Here is a 16,262-nt window from a genome sequence, read left to right as displayed (position 1 = left end):
GCCGCCAGGCATATACGTATACCTGGTTTACGCTGAGTTTTGACTTTAAGGATTTTTGACGATGCAGCCCATTTCAGGTACGCCGCCACGCCCTCCGGGTGAAGGCCCCGTCACGCCAAACGTTGCCGGTGAACAACCGCTATCCACGCAACAGCGCACCGTGCTGGAGCGACTGATCACGCGCCTGATTGCGCTGACTTCACAGCAAAACGCGGAAGTCTGGGCCGGGGTAAAGCATGATTTAGGCGTGAGGAACGACGCACCGCTGCAGTCGCGTCATTTCCCCGCTGCCGAGCAAAATCTGAACCAGCGTATTACGACCGCGCAGCAGAACCACACCACGCGCCAGATTGTTTCTCAGCTGACGGAGCTGCTGGGTCAGGGAAATAACCGCCAGGCCGTGAGTGATTTTATTCGCCAGCAGTATGGTCAGACCGCGCTGGGCCAGCTGACGCCCGACCAGCTTAAAACCGTTCTGACGCTGCTGCAGAACAACGAGCTGTCAATTCCGCAGCCTCAGGTGCGCCCGTCGACCGAGCGTCCGCTGCTGCCCGCCGAGCACAACACGCTCAAGCAGATGGTGACAAAGCTGGCTGCGGCCACTGGCGAACCGACGAAGCTTATCTGGCAATCCATGCTGGAGCTGTCCGGCGTGAAGGCGGGTGAACTGATCCCGGCCAAACAGTTTACTCATCTGGTGACCTGGCTCCAGGCGCGCCAGACGCTCAGCACCCAGAATGCCCCTACCCTGCATACTGTCCAGGCCGCGCTGAAACAGCCGCTTGAGCCGCACGAGTTCGACGTGATTCGGGATTACGCCCAGCAAAACTGGCAGGCCACGCCGCAGACGGTACTGACCACCGCGCAGGTGCAGGATCTGCTCAATCAAATCTTCGTTCGTCGCGCCGAACGTGAAGGCGGCGTGCCGGAGGTGAGAAACGTTCAGCCGATCTACAGCCCGCTGTTTGCGCCGGTCGTCGAGACATTCAGAACGCTCTCTGCGCGTCCGGGGTTGATGTTTATTGCACTGCTGATTGCGCTGGCGATTTTCTGGCTGGTTGCCTGAGGTTTTGCCCGGTGGCGCTGCGCTTACCGGGCCTACAACGGCTCGAATCGTAGGCCGGGTAAGGCACAGCCGTCACCCGGCGACAACGGCTCAACGCCTGCGAAACGCCACCAGCGTCACCACGATCCCCACCACCGCAGAAACCGCACCGGCCAGAAAGACGGACGGATAGCCAAACGAGGTGGCTAACACCCCGGCCAACGGCCCGGTTACCCCGTATGAGATATCCTGAAATGCCGCATAGCCGCCGAGCGCCGTCCCGCGCACCTGCGGGGCCACGCGCTTCACCACTTCAACGCCCAGCGCCGGGAAGATCAGAGAACAGCCGCAGCCGGTCAGCGCAGCGCCCAGCAGGGCCACGGATGCCACGGGAGCATTCCACAACAGCAGAAGACCGATAGCTTCAATAACCAGCGATGCCACCGCCACCTTCACGCCGCCGAAACGATCCGGCATCCAGCCAAAAAGCACGCGCATCAGAACAAACGCGCCGCCAAACGCGGTAAGCGTAAACCCGGCCATCGCCCAGCCGCGGCTCATAAAATAGAGCGAGACGAAGGTGCCAATCACCGCAAACCCCACGCCCTGCAGCGCCAGGCCCAGGCCCGGCTGCCAGATTTGACCAACCACGCTCCACAGGGATGGACGCTCGCCTTTGTGCGCGGGCACCTTACGCACCGAGCCGTTAAACGCCCATGCCACCAGCGGCAGCGCCATGGTCGTTGCAGCCAGCGCCGCAAACCCGAACTGGCTGTTGATCAGCAGGCCAAGCGGTGCACCGGCGGCCAGCGCGCCGTAGATGGCCATGCCGTTCCAGGACATCACCTTGCCGGAACGTGCTGGCCCCACCAGCCCCATTCCCCAGGTCAGGGTGCCGGTCAGCAGCTGGCTTTCACCGAAGCCAAGAATTAAACGGCCCAGCACCAGCAGCGCAAATTTATACGCGGCGTCTACCGGCAGAAGAGCCGCCAGCAGCCAGGCGCCGCCCGCCAGCCCGCAGGCAAACATCCCCTGCAGCGCCGAGCGTTTGGCACCGTGCTGATCCGCTAGCCGTCCGGCGTAACCGCGAGTTAATACCGTGGCTAAAAACTGAATGCCCACGGCAATGCCGACCATGGTGTTGCCATAGCCCAGCTCCTGATGAACGAACAGCGGGATCACCGGCAGCGGCAGGCCAACGGTCATATAGGTCAGGAATACCGCAAAGGCGATACGGAACAGCGAGACGTTCGCTGAAGGGGTTGTTTCTGTTTGAGTTACTGCAGTCATGCTTTACTCCGAAATGAAGAGTAAGGCGAGGAAATGCCACGCCCCCTCTACCTGATAATCAGGATTAAGGTGCGTTGGTTGACGTTAAACGCTTACGCATTATCGTGAGGATAATGTTGAGGGGTGAAGTTTGCCTGTGAGATCAGCCGCTTGTCAATGCATAAAAAAGGGAGCCTTATGGCTCCCCTTCTGAATCAAACATAAGACTTATGCTTTCAGCTTACGCATGACCAGCGTGGCGTTGGTGCCGCCGAAACCGAAGCTGTTGGACATGACGGTGGTCAGCGTCGCTTCCGTTGGTTTGGTCACGATGTTCAGGCCAGCAGCCTGCTCGTCCATCTCTTCGATATTGATACTTGGGGCGATAAAGCCGTTTTCCAGCATCAGCAGCGAGTAGATCGCTTCCTGAACGCCAGCCGCCCCCAGAGAGTGACCAGTCATGGCTTTGGTCGCGGAGATCGCCGGGCTGTTGTCGCCGAAGACTTCACGGATCGCACCCAGCTCTTTTACGTCGCCTACCGGCGTAGAGGTACCGTGAGAGTTCAGGTAGTCGATTGGGGTGTCAACGCCGTGCATCGCCATCTTCATGCAGCGCACCGCGCCTTCGCCGGATGGCGCAACCATGTCGGCGCCGTCAGACGTTGCACCGTAGCCCACGATTTCAGCGTAGATGTGCGCGCCACGCGCCAGTGCGTGCTCCAGCTCTTCAACCACAACCATACCGCCGCCGCCCGCGATAACGAAACCGTCACGGTGTGCATCGTAGGTACGAGATGCTTTGTCCGGGGTCTCATTGTACTTGGTGGACAGTGCGCCCATCGCGTCGAATTCACAGGCCATTTCCCAGCCCAGCTCTTCGCCGCCGCCAGCAAATACGATGTCCTGTTTACCCAGTTGGATCTGCTCAACAGCGTTACCGATGCAGTGCGCGGAAGTCGCACACGCGGAGCTGATGGAGTAGTTCACACCGTGGATTTTGAATGGGGTCGCCAGGCACGCGGAAACCGCAGAACCCATGGCTTTGGTAACCACGTACGGACCTACCGCTTTCAGACCACGCGGGCTACGCATTGCGTCAGCACCGAATACCTGCGCTTTAGATGAGCCGCCGGAACCGGCGATCAGACCCACGCGCGGGTTGTTCTGATAAACCTCTTCGCTCAGGCCAGAATCTTTGATCGCTTCCTGCATGGAGAGATAAGCATAAATAGAGGCATCGTTCATGAAACGAACCACTTTGCGGTCAATCAAACCGGTGGTGTCCAGTTTGACGTTACCCCATACGTGGCTACGCATACCTGAATCTTTAAACTCTTCAGAGAAAGTGATCCCGGAGCGTCCTTCACGCAGAGATGCCAGGACTTCCTGCTGGTTATTACCGATGCTGGAAACAATGCCCAGGCCAGTAATCACTGCACGTTTCATTCAATACCTCTGTAAGTCGCACTATAGTAAGTTTCGAGTCGCACAATAGCGTACACTTGTACGCCGAACAAGTCCGATCAGACATTTTCTGCGGAAATTTGCACCGATGGACTCACATCGTTAAGATCGTGCCACTGCCTGTCAGACGAGTAACTTACGTGAAACAAAACGCTATACAACCCGCCAACCTCGAATTCAACGCTGAGGGTACACCTGTTTCCCGAGATTTTGATGACGTCTATTTTTCTAATGATAACGGACTCGAAGAAACTCGCTATGTTTTCCTCGACGGAAACCAGCTCAGCACCCGCTTCCCGGCGCACCCGCGGAGCCTGTTTGTGGTCGCGGAAAGTGGATTCGGCACCGGGCTGAATTTTTTAACCCTCTGGCAGGCGTTTAACCAGTTCCACGCTGCTCACCCCGAGGCTACGCTACAAAGATTACATTTCATCAGTTTCGAAAAATTCCCGCTCACCGCGCACGATCTGCGGCTTGCCCACCAGCGCTGGCCAGAGCTTGCCGCCTGGGCGGAACAGCTTCAGGCACAGTGGCCGCCTCACATCGGCGGCTGTCACCGTCTGATTCTGGACGGCGGACGCGTGACGCTGGATTTATGGCTTGGCGACATCAATGACCTGACCGATACGCTCGATGATTCGATGAATCAGAAGGTCGACGCGTGGTTCCTGGACGGCTTTGCCCCCGCCAAAAACCCGGACATGTGGAGCCAGCATCTGTTTAGCGCGATGGCGCGGCTGGCGCGCCCTGGCGCAACGCTTGCCACCTTCACCTCGGCGGGCTTTGTCCGCCGCGGGCTGCAGGAGGCGGGCTTTACCATGCAGAAGACCAAAGGCTTTGGCCGCAAGCGCGACATGCTGGTCGGCAGGATGGATCAGACGCTGGACGTTCCCGCTCAGGCGCCCTGGTTTGCACGCCGCGCCAGTGCATCACGTGAGGTGGCGATAGTCGGCGGGGGGATCGCCAGCGCCCTGCTGTCTCTCGCGCTTCTCCACCGTGGCTGGCAGGTCACGCTCTACTGTGCTGACGATGCGCCAGCTAGCGGCGCGTCCGGCAACCGCCAGGGGGCGCTCTATCCGCTTTTAAGCGCGCACGATCCGGCCCTGTTCCGGTTTTTCCCGGCGGCGTTTACCTTTGCTCGTCGCCTCTACGACGCCCTGCCGGTGGCGTTCGATCATGACTGGTGCGGCGTGACGCAGCTCGGCTGGGATGAAAAGAGCCAGCAAAAAATCACGCAGATGCTGTCGCTGGGCCTGCCTGACGAGATTGCTCGCGCGGTAAGCGCGCAGGAGGTGGCAGCCACCGCTGGCGTGGAAACCGGCTGTGGGGGCATTCAGTATCCGCTCGGCGGCTGGCTGTGCCCGGCTGAACTGACCGCGGCGGTCATTTCCCTGGCGCAGTCGCGCGGGCTGACGGCGCATTATGCTCACACCGTTGAATCGCTGAGCCGAAGCGAGCGCTGGAATCTGCGTTTTGCGGATGGCAAAGCGGTAAGCCATGCCAGCGTTGTGCTGGCAAACGGGCATAACATCAATCAGTTTATCCAGACAGAAACGTTGCCGGTTTATCCGGTCGGCGGCCAGGTGAGCCATATTCCTTCCGCACCAGAACTGAGCAAACTGCGTCAGGTGCTGTGCTATGACGGCTACCTGACGCCACAAAATCCGTCTAACGGCCATCACTGCATCGGGGCCAGCTATCATCGTGGCGAAACGGATATGCGCTACAGCGACGCGGATCAGGCGCATAACCGCCAGCGCCTGATTGACTGTTTCCCGGATGCGGCATGGGCGCAAGAGGTTGACGTCAGCGAGGGGGAAGCGCGCTGCGGCGTTCGCTGTGCCACCCGCGATCATCTGCCGATGGTGGGAAATGTGCCGGACTATGAGGCAACGCTTGAGGCCTATCAGGATCTTGCTGATAACCGGGATAAAGCGGTAAGCGCGCCGGTTTATCCGGAGCTGTATATGCTCGGTGGATTAGGGTCTCGCGGGTTGTGCTCTGCCCCGCTGCTGGCAGAAGTGTTGGCCGCGCAAATGAGCAACGAGCCGATTCCACTGGACAGGGTTACGCTTGCGGGGCTGAATCCGAATCGCTTGTGGGTACGGAAACTGCTGAAGGGGAAGAAGGTTAAGTAGGGTGCGGCCTGGTGCCCTCACCCGTCCCTCTCCCACAGGGAGAGGGTGGTGAAACATTTACTTCGCTTTCGCCTGCCGGAACAAATTGTCCCACATGCCCAGCACCAGTGACTGGTCGCGCGGAGAGAGCTCCCCGGCCAGAATGGCTTTTTCCAGGCTGCGGGTGACTTCAGCGTGAACGGCGTCGGCAGAGTGATCGTCACCCGCTTCCAGCTCGGCTACCGCGAGCGTCAGGTGACCACGCAGATAACCGCTGGCGAACAGCTCATCATCACTGGCGTGTTCCACCATGTCATCAATTAACGCCAGAATGCGTGATTCAAATTCTGCGATCATCTTCTTTCCTCTGTTAAAGATCTTCCGGCCAAGGGAAGCATTCCGCCGCGATCGCCGGCGTGTGGTAATAATTCTGTAAGGCCTCGATCAGGCGCGCCGGACGTTCCGGGATGCCTTTCTCAAGATATTCCATCACCTGCGCATGAACGCGGCGCTGGAAGACGATACGGTCTGGCTCGAAGTCGCCTTCGAGGTTGTCACAGCTCACGTTGAACGGGAAACCCGCCGCGACGCAGAATAGCCATTCCAGCGCCTGCGGCTTCACTTCCACATCCTCAAACTGCCCCTGCGTTGCAGCATCACGTCCGTCGGGGCAGTACCAGTAGCCGAAGTCCACCAGCTCGCGCCGCGCTTTCCCCGCAATGCACCAGTGTGAAATCTCGTGCAAGCCGCTGGCGTAAAAGCCGTGGGCAAAGACGATTCGGTTATACGGAACCTCTGCATCAGCAGGAAGATAGATCGGTTCGTCGTCGCCTTTAATCAGACGGGTATTAAAATCGTCAGCAAAACAGCCGTCGAAAATCTCAATCAGCTGTTCGTAGTGATGCGTACTGTTCATTAATTCATCCCCAACCAGGTGAGGATCTCCTGTCCATGGCTGTCATAAAGAAGTTTGGCGCTCATTACGGCCGAGACGATGACAATCATCGGGCGAATAAGTTTTTGTCCTTTGCTTAAGACCAGACGCGAACCCGCGCGCGCGCCCAGGAACTGCCCTGCCATCATGACGAATCCGGTTGCCCAGATGACCTTGCCGCCAATGATAAACAGCAGCAGACCGCCGAGGTTCGAGGTCGCGTTGAGCACTTTGGCATGAGCGGTCGATTTGGCGAGGTTAAACCCGGCCAGCGTCACGAACGCCAGCGCGTAAAACGAGCCTGCCCCCGGGCCGAAGAATCCGTCGTAAAAGCCGACACAGCCCCCGGCAATCAGGGCAAACGGCAGGCCGTGCAGACGACGCTGGCGGTCTTCCTCGCCGAGCTTTGGCATCAGCAGGAAGTAGAGACCGATGCAGATGACCAGAACCGGCAGGATCTGGCGCAAAATATCCGACTGCACGTGCTGAACCAGCAGCGCGCCCGACGTGGAGCCGATAAAGGTCATCAGGATATTGAGCTTCTGGTCGGCCAGGCTCACCACCTTGCGGCGGATAAAATAGAGCGACGCCGAGAGCGAGCCGCCGCAGGCCTGCAGCTTGTTGGTGGCAAGCGCCTGCGCCGGGCTCATGCCCGCCGCCAGCAGCGCGGGTACGGTTAATAACCCGCCACCGCCCGCAAGGGCATCAATAAAACCGGCCAGCATGGCCACGAAGAACAGCACCACCAGCAGCAGCGGTGACACCATAAACAGATCGACGAAATTATCCATTAAAGTACATGCTCATCCAGTAGCGCCTGGCAGGAAGGCGGCAACGGAGGCGGTGTCTTCTTCTCAGGCTTAGAGGTTCCAGGTTTTGCCGGTTCAAACCAGCTTTGCAGTTCCGCACCGCAGCCATCGCCTGGCGGAGGTAGCGGCTGATCTTCACATTCCAGGCTATTCGCCGGACAGCGCAGACGAACGTGCATGTGCGCACGATGCTGGAACCACGGGCGCACTTTGCGCAGCCAGTCGCGATCGGTTCCGGCATCCAGGCAGAGCTGCTGCTTGATGGCCGGGTTGACGAAAATCCGCGTGACGTCGTTATCTTCCGCGGCCAGCTTGATCATGCTGGATACGTCTCGCGTCCACAGGGACGGCACAACGCGCTTGCCGTCGCTCGCCACCAGATCCAGCGCCTGCGGTTTCAGCAGTTGGGCGGAGGTCCAGCGGGTTTTCGGCAGCTGCAGGAAGATATCGACATCCAGTCCGGTCTGGTGACTGGCGTGTCCACCGTTAAAGCGACCGCCGGCAGGCATCCCCATATCGCCAATCAGCATCGTGCCCAGCCCCAGGTTATGCACCTGATTTCCCAGACGCTGGATGAACAGCACCAGATCCGGGTGGCCGAAATAACGCCGCTGATCGGTGCGCATCACCTGATAGGTATCAGACTGGAGGGGAAGCTCCTGGGCACCGACGATACAGCCGTTGGAAAAGGCGCCAATGGACTGCGCGCTCCCCGCCACCGGGTGGGTGATTTTTTGCCATGGCGTTGCGGCCAGACTGGCTCCACTGGCCAGCAGCGCCAGCAGAGCAATTGCGGTTTTTTTCATGTTTACCAGCGTGGAATGGTGGTCGTCACGTCCGCATTCTGCGCGCGCTGGCGCAGGAAGTGATCCATCAGCACGATCGCCAGCATCGCTTCTGCGATCGGCACCGCGCGGATCCCCACGCACGGATCGTGACGTCCTTTGGTGATCATCTCAACTTCTTCGCCATCGCGGTTAATCGTGTGGCCCGGCACGGTAATGCTGGAGGTTGGCTTCAGCGCGATGTTGGCAATAATCTGCTGCCCGCTGCTGATACCGCCCAGAATGCCGCCCGCGTGGTTGCTCTGGAAGCCCGCCTTCGTGATCTCGTCACGGTTCTGACTGCCGCGCAGGGATACCACGTCAAAACCGTCGCCAATCTCAACGCCCTTCACCGCGTTGATGCTCATCAGCGCGTGCGCAATGTCTGCATCGAGACGGTCAAATACCGGCTCGCCCCAGCCTGGCGGGACGCCGTCGGCCACGACGGTCACTTTCGCCCCAATGGAGTCGCCCTCTTTTTTCAGGCCGCGCATCAGTTCGTCCAGCGCGTCCAGCTTGTCGGCATCGGCACAGAAGAACGGGTTTTGCTCGACCAGATCCCAGTCTTTGATCGCCAGCGGAATGTCGCCCATCTGGGTCAGACAGCCGCGGATAACGATGCCAAATTTCTGCTGCAGGTATTTTTTGGCAATGGCGCCAGCCGCCACGCGCATCGCGGTTTCACGCGCGGAAGAACGCCCGCCGCCGCGATAGTCGCGAAAACCGTACTTTTGTTCGTAGGTATAGTCGGCATGGCCCGGACGGAACACGTCTTTGATGGCGCCGTAGTCCTGGGATCGCTGATCGGTGTTTTCAATCAGCAGACCAATGCTGGTGCCTGTAGTGCGGCCTCCAAAGACGCCGGAGAGAATTTTGACCTGGTCCGGCTCGCGACGCTGCGTGGTGTAGCGAGAGGTGCCCGGACGACGACGGTCGAGGTCGTGCTGCAAATCGGCTTCGGTCAGTTCGATGCCTGGCGGTACGCCATCAACGATACAGCCCAGCGCCAGCCCGTGCGACTCGCCAAAGGTGGTCACGCGGAATAACTGTCCAATACTGTTTCCTGCCATCACGGCTCCGATGTTGTTGTTTGTGTTTGAGCGTTGTGAAACGGGCCGAAGCCCGCTGGATTAATCTTTATAGATGCTGAAGTGTTCGCGCGCGTCGAGCAGCTGCGCTTTGGTCAGCATAAAGACGCCGTCACCGCCGTTGTCGAACTCAAGCCAGGTGAACGGCACATCCGGGTACTGCTCTATCAGATGTACCATGCTGTTGCCCACTTCACAAATCAGAACGCCGTCGTCGGTCAGATAATCCGGCGCGCAGGCCAGAATGCGGCGGGTCAGCTTCAGGCCGTCAGATCCTGACGCCAGACCCAACTCCGGCTCGTGACGGTATTCGCTCGGCAGATCGGACATGTCTTCCGCATCGACGTACGGCGGGTTAGTGACGATCAGATCGTACTGCAACGTCGGCAGATCGCGGAACAGATCGGAGCGAATTGGCGTGACGTGATGGATCAGGCCATGCTCTTCAATGTTGTGCTCGGTCACGGCAAGCGCGTCGGTGGAGATATCGACGGCGTCCACTTCCGCTTCCGGGAAGGCGTAAGCGCAGGCAATAGCGATACAGCCGCTGCCGGTACACATGTCCAGAATGTGCTGCGGCTGATGGCCGATCAGACCTTCAAAGTGATTGTTGATCAGCTCACCAATCGGCGAGCGCGGCACCAGCACGCGTTCATCGACATAGAACTCGTGGCCGCAGAACCAGGCTTTGTTGGTCAGATAGGCGACCGGAATCCGTTCGTTCACGCGGCGGATCACGCGCTCAACGATGCGGTGTTTTTCGCTGGATGTCAGGCGCGCGGTGCGCATGTCTTCCGGGATATCCAGCGGCAGGTAGAGGGACGGCAGCACCAGCTGCACGGCCTCATCCCACGGGTTGTCGGTACCGTGTCCGTACCAGATATTGGCGGCGCTGAAGCGGCTAACCGACCAGCGCAACATGTCCTGTATGGTATGCAGCTCGTTTACTGCTTCATCGACAAAAATTTTATCCACTCTTTCCTCCAGGGCATGCTCGCATAATTTTCGGCGGCTAGTTTGCCATGAAGACGGCGATAAATCAGCAATGACGCGTCTCGCTTGAGGTTAAAAAATGCGTTTAGTCGGGTACACTGTCGGAAATACGAGATGAGAATGACGAATGAAAAAGAAAACATCGCTCAGCGAGGAGGATCAGGCGCTCTTCCGGCAGCTAATGACCGGGACGCGTAAAATCACGCAGGACACCATTGTCCATCGCCCGCAGCGTAAAAAAATCAGCGAAGTACCGGTCAAACGTCTGCTGCAGGAGCAGGCGGATAACAGCCACTATTTTTCAGATGAATTTCAGCCGCTGCTCAATACTCAGGGTGCGGTGAAATACGTACGCGAAGACGTCAGCCATTTTGAGCTGAAAAAGTTACGTCGCGGAGATTATTCGCCGGAGCTGTTTCTCGATCTGCACGGTTTAACGCAGATGCAGGCGAAACAGGAGTTGGGGGCATTGATCGCCGCCTGTCGACGCGAACATGTTTTTTGCGCCTGCGTGATGCACGGCCACGGTAAACATATCCTCAAGCAGCAGACGCCGCTGTGGCTTGCTCAGCATCCGCACGTGATGGCGTTTCATCAGGCACCGAAAGAGTACGGCGGAGATGCCGCATTGCTGGTGTTGATTGAAGTGGAAGAGTGGCAGCCGCCAGAGTTGCCCTGACAGAATGGCGGGAAGCACATTGCACCCCGCCATATCGCACGTCACGTCAGATGGCTTTTGCCATCTTCAGGTTGCACGGACTCATTTGCCAGTTGAAGACACCTTTGCCCGTTTCGTCGAGAGAAACATTGGCAATGGCAGATGTCGTGAACATCGGCGGGGTCTCGCCAGGGCACAGCTCAGATACCAGATAGCCAACCAGTGGCAGGTGGGAAATGACCAGCGCGGAAGCGACACCTTCATTGCACAGCGCCTGAAGATAAGCGCTGACAAGGCCGACATCGCCACACGGTGTGAGTTCAGGGAGAACATCCACACTGGATGGCAGGTTCATACACTCCCCTACCACGTCCAGCGTCTGTTCTGCACGCAGGAACGGACTCACCAGAACGCGTTCGATGTCCACTTTTTGACCGTTAAGCCAGTTCGCCATCAGACGAGATTCGTCGCAGCCACAGACGGTCAAAGGACGTACTGAGTCACTGGCGGCATCGAGTGCCGCGTCGCCGTGACGCATGATAAAAACTTGCATATTGCACCGCTTTTGTTAACCAGAATCACCGGCGTTAACTACCCGCGATAAATGCTGCGAGGTAGAAAACCCGATGGTCGGGCATTGTGCCTGATCCATTCGGTGAATGAAACGCTGTTTTTTACCTCAATGGCGTAAGTATAGTCAATCTCTGTTTACAAAATCGCCAGAACAGGTTCATTCACTTCAGGATTTACCCTTCTTTGACCTCAGCTTACGAGGACAGTTTCCCTTGCAGGCCAAAATGTCTGGCCCCGTTCCGCCATCTGCAATAATTCGTCACACGGTGTAAACCGTGGACCATATTGCGAAGCCAGACGTTGCAGGATAGCAACCACTTCACCCGCGCCGAGCGTATCCATGTAACGGAACGGGCCGCCAAGGAACGGCGGGAAACCAATGCCAAATACCGCGCCGATGTCGCCATCGCGCGCGCTCTTGATCACCTGTTCACCAAAGCAGCGCGCCGCTTCATTGAGCATCATCATCACGCAGCGTTCAGCGCACTGAACGGCGGACAGTTTTCCCTGACCGGTGGTCGAAATAAGCCCATAAACCGAAGGGTCGACCTGTTTCTTGCTTTTACGCCCTTTCGCGCCGTAAAGATAGAAACCGCGTTCATTTTTTCTGCCTTTGCGATCGTCCTTCAAAATTGCAGAAACAATGTTTGCAGGCGGGCTAAAACGATCGCCATAAGCCGCCTCCAGTACAGGTATAATTTTAGTGCCGGTGTCTATTCCCACCTCATCCAAAAGTTGGATTGGGCCAACGGGGAAACCAAACTTTACCAGCGCCTCGTCGACATGTTCGATCTTCTCGCCTTCCGTCAGCAGCCGCATGGCTTCATTAATGTAGGGCGCCAGAATGCGGTTGACGTAGAAGCCGGCTTTATCTGCAACCACGATCGGCGTTTTACCCTGCTTCTTCGCAAGCTTGACTACCGTGGCGATAGTTTGCGGACTGGTGGTCGCGTGTGGAATAACTTCCACCAGCGGCATTTTTTCCACCGGACTAAAGAAGTGCAGCCCGATCACCTGCTCCGGACGCACGGCTTTCGCCGCGATATCGCCAATCGGTAATGACGACGTATTGGAGGCAAAAATGGTATGCGCGGCGCAATGCTGTTCAACGTCTGCCACCATCTGCTGCTTAAGCGCAAGATCCTCAAACACGGCTTCAATCACCAGATCGCGGTGCGCAAAACCGCTGTAATCCGTCGTGCCGGAGATCATCGCCAGGGTTTTATCACGCTCGCTTGCCTTGATATGGCGGCGCTTGACCTTTTGATCAAGGTTCTGCCAGCTGTACTGCAGCGCGTGGTTGATCCCCTTAGGATTGATGTCTTTGATGCGTACCGGCAATTTGCCTTTGCTGGCGGTAACAAAAGCGATACCGCCGCCCATGAGTCCTCCACCCAGTACGCCAATGGCACGCAGCGGCGCGGGCTGCGCCTCGCTACCGGGATCTTTTTTCACGTCCGTGCTGGCGAAGAAGATGCTGCGCAGCGCCTGTGACTGCGGCGTCATCGCCAGTTCGCCAAAGGATTTGGCCTCTGCGGCATAGCCGCTGCTGCTGCCCTGGGACAGCCCGGTCTCAATCACCTCGAGGATCCGCTTTGCCGCCGGATAGTTACCTTTGGTTTTTTGTTCGGTCTTTTTGCCCACCATGTTGAACAGGAGCGTTCTCCCCAGTGGCCCTGCCAGCACGCGCTCGCGTACCGGCAAAGGACGTCTTACCTGACGCCCTTTCAGCGCCAGCTCAACGGCGGCCTCCAGCAAAATGGACTGCGGCACGACGTCATCGACCAGACCGGCTTTCAGCGCCTGACGAGCTCGCAGCTGTTTACCGGTTAAGATCATCTCCAGCGCCGTGCTGACGCCCACTAGGCGCGGCAGTCGTTGCGTTCCGCCGGAGCCTGGCAGCAAGCCCAGCTGCACTTCAGGCAGACCCAGAATGGTTTTCGGATCGTCGGTACATATACGGCTGTGGCACGCCAGCGCAAGCTCCAGCCCGCCGCCCAGACAGGCACCGTGGATCGCGGCAATGACCGGGATCGGCAGGCCGTTTATCTCCGCCATGACCTGCTGGCCCTGACGCGCCAGCTCTTCGGCTTCCAGCGCGCTTTGCGCCCGGGCGATCATGTTGATATCGGCCCCGGCGATAAAGTTATCCGGCTTGGCAGAGATAAACACCAGGCCGCGAATGGCTTTGTTCTCGCGGATCTGCTTTAGCATCGCGCGCACCTGAACACCAAATTCGGCCTTCAGGGTATTCATCTTTTCATCCGGCACATCAATAGTGATAACGGCCACGTTATCGAGGCGAACCGTCAGATTAAATGCAGATGGCATATCCATTATTCAGCCTCCAGAACCATTGCTGCACCAAGGCCGCCCGCCGCACAGGCGGTAACAAGGCCAAACCCGCCGCCACGGCGACGAAGTTCATGTAATGTTTGCGTGATCATTCGCGCGCCGGTGGCAGCAAACGGATGACCATAAGCGATAGAGCCGCCCAGCACGTTGAATTTGCTCTGATCCACTTCACCTGTAGCATGGACGCGGCCCAGCACATCGCGTGCGAAACGCTCGCTTGCCAGCAGCTGGACGTTGGCCAGGGTTTGCGCGGCAAATGCTTCGTGCATATCAATCAGGGTTAAATCAGCCAGCGTTAGCCCCGCACGCTCCAGCGCCAGCGGCGTGGACCACGCCGGACCTAACAACATGTCCTGCCAGACATCAATGGCGGTGAAGGCATAGCTGCGTAAATAGCCGAGGGGAGTAATGCCCAGCTCCTTCGCACGGGATTCGGTCATCAGGATCACGGCGGCGGCCCCGTCCGTCAGCGGCGTACTGTTCGCCGCCGTCACCGTGCCGTGCTTGCGGTCAAACGCCGGGCGCAGTTTGGCGTAATCCGCCAGCGTCGAGGTGCCGCGAATATTGTTATCTTCCGCAAGCGGTTCGCGATAGGGTGGAATGTAGGCGGTCATGACCTCGTCGGTCAGCTTGCCTTCCGACCAGGCTTTTGCCGCAAGCTGATGCGAGCGATGCGCCAGCGCATCCTGCTGTTCACGGGTAATGCCGTAGGTTTTCGCCATCTGCTCGGCGGTATCGCCCATGCGCAGGCCAGTGGAGTATTCCGCTACGGCAGGTGGCACGGGCATCAGATCGCGCAGACGTAAACGCGAGAAGAGTTTGAGTTTCTGACCCGTCGTACGGGCTTTGTTAGCATCGACCAGGATACGCGCCAGCTTTTTACTGACCCCAATCGGCAGTACCGAAGAGGAGTCCGCCCCGCCCGCAATCCCGGCGCGGATAGTCCCCGCCATCAGGCTTTCGGCGACGTTCGCCACGGCCTGGAAACTGGTCGCACAGGCGCGACTGACGCTGTAGGCATCGGTGTGCACATTCATCCCGGTACCGAGGACGATTTCCCGCGCAATGTTGGGGGCTTCAGGCATCTGCACAACCTGGCCGAAAACCAGCTGTTCGATGACCTCAGGCGGAATTTCGCTGCGAGCCAGCATCTCCCCCACTACCATTTTCCCCAGGTCGACGGCCGGTATGCCATGAAACGCCGTCGCCTGACGCGCAAATGGCGTGCGCAATCCACTGACTATGGCAATGCGATCGCCCTGACGGGTAATAAGCGGTAATGCCTGACTCATAACACTCCCCTGTAAAAAATTTTTCGCAAACACAAAGTGGTCTGACCTGATAATAGTCTTAACCATTTTTTTACATTCAGCCAATCGGGGAAACGAAAAAATGCGAGCTAAAACACAGAGAAGAAAAAGAAAATGCCCCTGCATAGCAGGGGCATTTGTGCGGTATGTTGCCGGGTGCGCAAGGTAAAAGCAAAACGGTAACCCGTAGGTTACCGTTTTTAATGTTTGCGCCCTCTCCCGTGGGAGAGGGCCGGGGTGAGGGCATCAGGCCGCAGAAATTAACGCAGGCCTAACTGGAAAATCAGCGTTTCTGCTTCGCAGGCGAAAACAAAGTCGATGTCCAGCTTCACGCCGCCTTCCACTTCGGTAAAGGTAGACTTGATTTCACAAGGATCGGATTCAACGTCACGCGCACGCTTGCTCAGCGCAGTCAGGGTCTCTTCCGCTTCGGCACGGTTGGTGAATACGCGGCTGTAAGAGGCGGTGCAATCGGTGTTGTCCATGATGGTCCCAACATCCATACAGCAGCAAACCGGGGTTTCATCAGCACTGCATTTACTCATAGCTCAATTTCCTCTGTATTCGCGCAGCGCGCGAGATAAACACGATGCTGCTATTTTACGCCCCGGCGCGGGCTCTCTCCAGCCGTTAATGGCGCAAAATCGGATAAGTGACCAATATCACACTAAAAAATGATCTAAAACAAAAACCACCCTTTTGGGTGAGTCTCGATGGTCACAATTTTGCCAACCAGATCTCGTTTCACGAAACATGTTTGAAAATATTAATAAACAAACTTGCAACATTCCGGCTGGTCAGACCTATACTCTGGCCACTGGTC

General features: G+C 57.8%; 15 protein-coding genes. 3 read left to right on the top strand and 12 right to left on the bottom strand.

The window, feature by feature from the left end; translation table 11 throughout:
• The first annotated feature begins 61 nt into the window (after positions 1–61).
• Positions 62–1,066 (top strand): flagella biosynthesis regulator Flk, encoded by a 1,005-nt coding sequence (flk, locus tag DOU50_RS23295; protein ID WP_148770459.1) that lies wholly within the window; start codon positions 62–64, stop codon positions 1,064–1,066.
• 90 nt (positions 1,067–1,156) lie between these two features.
• On the opposite strand, the gene DOU50_RS23290 is transcribed toward flk, so the two are convergent.
• Complete coding sequence (locus DOU50_RS23290; protein WP_032646632.1) at positions 1,157–2,335, bottom strand: MFS transporter; 1,179 nt, start codon at positions 2,333–2,335, stop codon at positions 1,157–1,159.
• Positions 2,336–2,542: 207 nt separating this feature from the next.
• A complete protein-coding gene (fabB, locus tag DOU50_RS23285) occupies positions 2,543–3,760 on the bottom strand; it encodes a beta-ketoacyl-ACP synthase I (RefSeq protein WP_014832795.1) in 1,218 nt (405 codons plus the stop codon).
• Positions 3,761–3,918: 158 nt separating this feature from the next.
• Here fabB and mnmC point away from each other — a divergent pair, with 158 nt between their 5' ends.
• Positions 3,919–5,916: a bifunctional tRNA (5-methylaminomethyl-2-thiouridine)(34)-methyltransferase MnmD/FAD-dependent 5-carboxymethylaminomethyl-2-thiouridine(34) oxidoreductase MnmC gene (gene mnmC, locus DOU50_RS23280; RefSeq protein WP_148770457.1), complete on the top strand. Its 1,998-nt coding sequence runs from the start codon at positions 3,919–3,921 to the stop codon at positions 5,914–5,916.
• Between the two features lie 57 nt (positions 5,917–5,973).
• On the opposite strand, the gene DOU50_RS23275 is transcribed toward mnmC, so the two are convergent.
• Genes DOU50_RS23275 through prmB form a run of 6 tightly spaced genes read right to left on the bottom strand, consistent with a single transcriptional unit; the run spans position 5,974 to position 10,525 of the window.
• Complete coding sequence (locus DOU50_RS23275) at positions 5,974–6,252, bottom strand: YfcL family protein (protein WP_032646635.1); 279 nt, start codon at positions 6,250–6,252, stop codon at positions 5,974–5,976.
• 13 nt (positions 6,253–6,265) lie between these two features.
• A complete protein-coding gene (locus tag DOU50_RS23270) occupies positions 6,266–6,811 on the bottom strand; it encodes an elongation factor P hydroxylase (RefSeq protein ID WP_024908937.1) in 546 nt (181 codons plus the stop codon).
• Complete coding sequence (locus DOU50_RS23265; RefSeq protein WP_024908936.1) at positions 6,811–7,620, bottom strand: sulfite exporter TauE/SafE family protein; 810 nt, start codon at positions 7,618–7,620, stop codon at positions 6,811–6,813. Before DOU50_RS23265 ends, DOU50_RS23270 begins: the two co-directional genes overlap by 1 nt.
• Complete coding sequence (gene mepA, locus DOU50_RS23260) at positions 7,620–8,444, bottom strand: penicillin-insensitive murein endopeptidase (protein WP_024908935.1); 825 nt, start codon at positions 8,442–8,444, stop codon at positions 7,620–7,622. The genes DOU50_RS23265 and mepA overlap by 1 nt, the downstream gene beginning before the upstream one ends.
• A 2-nt stretch (positions 8,445–8,446) precedes the next feature.
• Positions 8,447–9,532, bottom strand: coding sequence for a chorismate synthase (aroC, locus tag DOU50_RS23255; protein ID WP_148770455.1), 1,086 nt, complete (start codon positions 9,530–9,532; stop codon positions 8,447–8,449).
• A gap of 60 nt (positions 9,533–9,592) precedes the next feature.
• Positions 9,593–10,525, bottom strand: coding sequence for a 50S ribosomal protein L3 N(5)-glutamine methyltransferase (gene prmB, locus DOU50_RS23250; protein ID WP_025757143.1), 933 nt, complete (start codon positions 10,523–10,525; stop codon positions 9,593–9,595).
• A 145-nt stretch (positions 10,526–10,670) separates the two neighbouring features.
• Between prmB and smrB the strand changes: the two genes are divergently transcribed.
• The gene (gene smrB / locus DOU50_RS23245) at positions 10,671–11,222 is read left to right on the top strand and encodes an endonuclease SmrB (RefSeq protein ID WP_032646638.1); all 552 of its coding nucleotides are present in this window, start codon (positions 10,671–10,673) and stop codon (positions 11,220–11,222) included.
• A 46-nt stretch (positions 11,223–11,268) separates the two neighbouring features.
• Here the strand turns inward: smrB and sixA are convergent, their stop codons facing one another.
• From sixA to DOU50_RS23225, 4 genes are all read right to left on the bottom strand, one after another.
• On the bottom strand, positions 11,269–11,754 hold the full coding sequence (gene sixA, locus DOU50_RS23240; RefSeq protein ID WP_024907662.1) for a phosphohistidine phosphatase SixA: 486 nt from the start codon (positions 11,752–11,754) through the stop codon (positions 11,269–11,271).
• 209 nt (positions 11,755–11,963) lie between these two features.
• Entirely contained in the window at positions 11,964–14,111 is a 2,148-nt protein-coding gene (gene fadJ / locus DOU50_RS23235; RefSeq protein WP_148770453.1) for a fatty acid oxidation complex subunit alpha FadJ, read from the bottom strand.
• Positions 14,111–15,421, bottom strand: a complete 1,311-nt coding sequence (gene fadI / locus DOU50_RS23230) for an acetyl-CoA C-acyltransferase FadI (RefSeq protein ID WP_148770451.1) — start codon at positions 15,419–15,421, stop codon at positions 14,111–14,113. Before fadI ends, fadJ begins: the two co-directional genes overlap by 1 nt.
• Positions 15,422–15,699: 278 nt before the next feature.
• Positions 15,700–15,984 (bottom strand): YfcZ/YiiS family protein, encoded by a 285-nt coding sequence (locus DOU50_RS23225; RefSeq protein ID WP_024907659.1) that lies wholly within the window; start codon positions 15,982–15,984, stop codon positions 15,700–15,702.
• Positions 15,985–16,262: the final 278 nt, after the last annotated feature.

Source organism: Enterobacter sp. C6 (assembly GCF_008122455.1).
Lineage (GTDB): Bacteria > Pseudomonadota > Gammaproteobacteria > Enterobacterales > Enterobacteriaceae > Enterobacter > Enterobacter pseudoroggenkampii.
The sequence above is the reverse complement of the archived record's forward strand: the minus strand, read 5'-3'. Positions and strand labels throughout refer to the sequence as shown.

Excerpts from the sequence above, each read along its gene's own strand:
- DOU50_RS23265 (WP_024908936.1), bottom strand. The coding sequence starts at position 7,620 with ATGGATAATTTCGTCGATCTGTTTATGGTGTCACCGCTGCTGCTGGTG.
- sixA (WP_024907662.1), bottom strand. The coding sequence starts at position 11,754 with ATGCAAGTTTTTATCATGCGTCACGGCGACGCGGCACTCGATGCCGCC.
- smrB (WP_032646638.1), top strand. The coding sequence starts at position 10,671 with ATGAAAAAGAAAACATCGCTCAGCGAGGAGGATCAGGCGCTCTTCCGG.
- fadI (WP_148770451.1), bottom strand. The coding sequence starts at position 15,421 with ATGAGTCAGGCATTACCGCTTATTACCCGTCAGGGCGATCGCATTGCC.
- DOU50_RS23275 (WP_032646635.1), bottom strand. The coding sequence starts at position 6,252 with ATGATCGCAGAATTTGAATCACGCATTCTGGCGTTAATTGATGACATG.
- mepA (WP_024908935.1), bottom strand. The coding sequence starts at position 8,444 with ATGAAAAAAACCGCAATTGCTCTGCTGGCGCTGCTGGCCAGTGGAGCC.
- aroC (WP_148770455.1), bottom strand. The coding sequence starts at position 9,532 with ATGGCAGGAAACAGTATTGGACAGTTATTCCGCGTGACCACCTTTGGC.
- DOU50_RS23225 (WP_024907659.1), bottom strand. The coding sequence starts at position 15,984 with ATGAGTAAATGCAGTGCTGATGAAACCCCGGTTTGCTGCTGTATGGAT.
- fabB (WP_014832795.1), bottom strand. The coding sequence starts at position 3,760 with ATGAAACGTGCAGTGATTACTGGCCTGGGCATTGTTTCCAGCATCGGT.
- flk (WP_148770459.1), top strand. The coding sequence starts at position 62 with ATGCAGCCCATTTCAGGTACGCCGCCACGCCCTCCGGGTGAAGGCCCC.
- fadJ (WP_148770453.1), bottom strand. The coding sequence starts at position 14,111 with ATGGATATGCCATCTGCATTTAATCTGACGGTTCGCCTCGATAACGTG.
- DOU50_RS23270 (WP_024908937.1), bottom strand. The coding sequence starts at position 6,811 with ATGAACAGTACGCATCACTACGAACAGCTGATTGAGATTTTCGACGGC.
- DOU50_RS23290 (WP_032646632.1), bottom strand. The coding sequence starts at position 2,335 with ATGACTGCAGTAACTCAAACAGAAACAACCCCTTCAGCGAACGTCTCG.